Here is a 3,573-nt window from a genome sequence, read left to right as displayed (position 1 = left end):
GTAAGGCGCAGCCGCTCCCCGGCTCGAATGTGCATGCTGTGCCCCGCTACAAGGGCCAAACTGACCGCTTCGGGAGTTTTCCACAACGGGAACAAGGCATGAACGGAAACGCTTCATTAACCCTGTGACCTAGGCGCTCCAGGCCCAGTCCCCTCACGATCCATCAGCCGCGTCCAGTGCCAACTTGCGCCGCTGCCCACCCAAACCCAGGCTCTTGGCAAGCTCGGAGCGCTTTGCCGAGTAGCTCGTGGTCACCATCGGGTAGTCGGCAGGCAGGCCCCACTTGGCGCGGTAGGCCTCCGGTGTCAGGCCGCGTAGGGTAAGATGACGCCGCATCGTCTTGTAGCCCTTGCCGTCCTCGAAGCTGATGATCGCATCTGGGGTGATCGACTTGCGGATCTGAGCGGGCGTCAGCTTCTCAGGTTCGGACGCGGCCGTCGGCTCCTCACCGCCGAGGCGGCTCAAGGATGCATGGACGCTGGCAATCAAGTTCGGCAACTCGCCAGCTTGAACGTGATTGTTCGAGACATAGGCTGAGACGATATCGGCTGCCATCGCCAAAACGTTGCTGCTTGTGTCTGCCACTGCTTCGTCCAACATGAAATATACTGCCCTATAATCAACTGATATGGCCTGTCTTAATTAGCTTTTGGCAGAACAACAAGTCGAATATGGGCCGATAAGGCGCTGATACGGACCCTACTGCAAAACAAGGATTTGTTAAGGATCACGCATTAGTGGATCTTAACACTTACGGGGACGGACGATGCGGGTTCTGCTGATCGAGGACGATGCGGCGGTGGCGCAGAGCATCGAGCTGATGCTGAAGACGGCTGGGTTCAATCCCTTCGTCACCGATCTCGGTGAGGAGGGGATCGATCTAGGCAAGCTCTACGACTACGACATCATCCTCCTCGACCTGACGCTCCCTGACATATCCGGCTACGAGGTGCTGCGCAGCCTTCGCGTGGCCAAGGTGAAGACCCCGATCCTGATCCTCTCAGGAATGGCCAGCATCGAGGACAAGGTGAAGGGTCTCGGCTTTGGCGCCGACGACTACCTCACCAAGCCGTTCCACCGGGATGAGCTCGTCGCCCGTATCCAAGCGATCGTCCGCCGCTCGCAAGGGCATGCCGAGGCGGCCGTGACGATCGACGACATGATCGTCAACCTCGATCAGAAGCTTGTCGCGATCGGTGGGAACCGGGTTCCGCTCACTGGCAAGGAGTACCAGATGCTGGAACTCCTTGCCCTGCGAAAGGGCACGACACTGACCAAGGAGATGTTCCTCAACCATCTCTACGGCGGCATGGACGAGCCCGAGCTGAAAATCATCGACGTGTTTGTCTGCAAGCTGCGCAAGAAGCTTGCTACCGCATCAGGCGGCAAGAACTACATCGAGACAGTCTGGGGTCGCGGATATGTACTCAGGGAAGAGACGGCCGAACGACCTCACATGTTCAGTAATCTTAGGCCAGCTCTCTCAGCAGCCTGATCGTTTTTGAAATCGCACCAGGATGGTTTAAATATATTCTAGTCAACAATCTACGAACCGACAGCACGTAAAGCGTTTCAACATGTAGATTTCTGTAAAAATCAGACTCAATCGCTATGCCACTTACTCGCTTATAGGATTTATGTCTTGACATCGACATGGTTTGTGCTACGTTGATGTTGTCGATTGGCGAACCGATGCGTCGCAGCGGTGCTGATCGATCAGCAGTTGAGGGGCGTCCCATGCACCGGCGATCACAACCATTGCGGCCCCGACCGCCATCGTGTGCCCGCCAGCGCGCGTTCCTCACGAGCATCTCCACAGAAGGCCCCCACCACGGGGGCCTTCGTCGTTTCAGGAGCCCAAAAATGGCAATCCAGTTCATTCCCGCCCCCGTCACCGAGAGCCCGCTCGAGCCGCAACCACCGACCCTGGTGCTGTTTGGGCGCAATCGCAGCGGCAAGCCGTGTGCCGCCTGGTTCGATGGCAATCAGGCGGAGGCGGCCACCAACGTCGCCGTCACGATGAAGCTGCGCGTGCTGCCGATTGCCGATGACGAGCAGCGTCGCCTCGCGCTGCAGCTCGCCCACGGTCGGATCCTGCCGAGCGGCAAGGCACACGTGCCGGGCGCTCGGCGCGACCTCTACGGCCGCCTCGTCGCGCTAGCCGGCGACCAAGCCGGCCTCAGCATCACCGAACGCCCTGAGGAACGTGGTGAACAGGTCGGCGAGCCGGATGCGCCGGCGTGTGAGGCTTCTACGAAGATCGAGTTGGGGAAGACCGAGCTTGCGCCTGCTCCCGCGGCAGAAACGCCGGCCGAGGCCGAAGAGGTAAGGATAGTCCCGGCAATCGCAACGGCCGACGCTTCCCCAAAGCCACGGCCCGGCGACGGTCTATTCGTCGGGGAGGTCCGGCCGACCGAGCGCGAGCAGATCGGGCTCGGCAGCATCGTGCTGGCCCAGGAGGGACCCGACGAGGGTTGGTGGGAGGCGGAAATCATCAACTGCAACGGTCGGGTCTTCTCCCTCCGGTGGCGGGACTATCCGCTCGAACCTACGATTTTGCGGCCGGTCGACCAGCTTGCGTTGCTCCCGCCCGGCGAGGGCTAACCGTCGTCAGTCATCGTACCCGGGTCGGGCATCACCCACCCGGGCGCCCAAGCGCGACGCTTAGGCGTCCCCCCGCACCAGACCACCCCCCCTCCTCATCCTCCGAGGCTTTGCATGACCGACCTCCTCGACGTCGGGCGCGTTGCTGCGCTCAACGACATCCTGCGCCGCTCGCTGTCCGGCGGAACCCTCGTCCTCACCGCCGGCGTCGTCGCGCTCGGCCGTGAGCGGCAGCAGATCATCCTCGACGCCATCGCCGCCTTCGACCGCTTCGAGCCCGACAACGACCCGTACGGCGAGCGCGATTTCGGCGCGGTGGAAGCCGCCGGCGAGCGCGTGTTCTGGAAGATCGATTGCTTCGATCGCAGCCGCGCCCGTCCCTCGCCGGACCCGGCTGACACCGGGGTCACTGAGCGCGTCATGACCGTGCTCCTAGCGATCGAGTATTGAGGTGGACTGGCACGAGGACGCCCCACCCGGCGGCGCCCAGCCATCGGCGCGGGGATCACCGACCCGCCGGCGGCTACTCACCCTCCTCGGCAGCCTGCCGGCGATCGGGAAGGAGGTGGCGGGTGCCGGGCTGCCATCGCCCTACCCGGGCGACCCTGAGTCGGTCGCTGATCCGATACCGCGGTTGTTTGCGGAGTTTCGGGCGCTGCTGGAACGGCATGAGGCCGCGTTGGCGTGCTGCGACCGCATCGAGGCGACGCTTCTCACTCAGATGGACTACCCGCGGGTGCCGTTGCCGCCCGATTGGGATGGATCACACCGCTATGCCGGTGACACCGGGACCATCGCACGCGTCATCTCATTAGGCCGTCATCAGCGGCGCCTGCAGCGGCTTCTCCAGCGTCGGCAGCGACGATGGGACGAGGCGGCCGATCAAGCCGGCCTGACCACCGCTCAGGAAGGTGAGGCTGCCTTGGACAGGGCGGTCCTAGACGGGGCCGATGGGCTGCTCGCCACCCC

At 62.8% G+C, this 3,573-nt stretch carries 5 protein-coding genes; 4 read left to right on the top strand and 1 reads right to left on the bottom strand.

Annotated elements, in window-relative coordinates; genetic code table 11:
- Positions 1–153: 153 nt before the first annotated feature.
- The gene (locus FV223_RS22940; RefSeq protein ID WP_147729153.1) at positions 154–600 is read right to left on the bottom strand and encodes a MucR family transcriptional regulator; all 447 of its coding nucleotides are present in this window, start codon (positions 598–600) and stop codon (positions 154–156) included.
- A 166-nt stretch (positions 601–766) separates the two neighbouring features.
- Here FV223_RS22940 and FV223_RS22935 point away from each other — a divergent pair, with 166 nt between their 5' ends.
- From FV223_RS22935 to FV223_RS22920, 4 genes are all read left to right on the top strand, one after another.
- On the top strand, positions 767–1,495 hold the full coding sequence (locus FV223_RS22935; RefSeq protein ID WP_147729152.1) for a response regulator transcription factor CtrA: 729 nt from the start codon (positions 767–769) through the stop codon (positions 1,493–1,495).
- A gap of 368 nt (positions 1,496–1,863) precedes the next feature.
- Positions 1,864–2,604, top strand: coding sequence for a hypothetical protein (locus FV223_RS22930; RefSeq protein WP_147729151.1), 741 nt, complete (start codon positions 1,864–1,866; stop codon positions 2,602–2,604).
- A gap of 114 nt (positions 2,605–2,718) precedes the next feature.
- Entirely contained in the window at positions 2,719–3,054 is a 336-nt protein-coding gene (locus FV223_RS22925; RefSeq protein ID WP_147729150.1) for a DUF3768 domain-containing protein, read from the top strand.
- A 1-nt stretch (position 3,055) separates the two neighbouring features.
- A partial coding sequence (locus FV223_RS22920; RefSeq protein WP_147729149.1) for a hypothetical protein occupies positions 3,056–3,573 on the top strand: 518 nt, incomplete at its 3' end.

The sequence above is a fragment of the Methylobacterium sp. WL116 genome (genome assembly GCF_008039455.1).
GTDB lineage: Bacteria > Pseudomonadota > Alphaproteobacteria > Rhizobiales > Beijerinckiaceae > Methylobacterium.
The sequence above is the reverse complement of the archived record's forward strand: the minus strand, read 5'-3'. Positions and strand labels throughout refer to the sequence as shown.

Bases quoted from the DNA above. Each gene is read 5' to 3' on its own strand.
- FV223_RS22940 (WP_147729153.1), bottom strand. From the start codon at position 600: ATGTTGGACGAAGCAGTGGCAGACACAAGCAGCAACGTTTTGGCGATG.
- FV223_RS22935 (WP_147729152.1), top strand. From the start codon at position 767: ATGCGGGTTCTGCTGATCGAGGACGATGCGGCGGTGGCGCAGAGCATC.
- FV223_RS22930 (WP_147729151.1), top strand. From the start codon at position 1,864: ATGGCAATCCAGTTCATTCCCGCCCCCGTCACCGAGAGCCCGCTCGAG.
- FV223_RS22925 (WP_147729150.1), top strand. From the start codon at position 2,719: ATGACCGACCTCCTCGACGTCGGGCGCGTTGCTGCGCTCAACGACATC.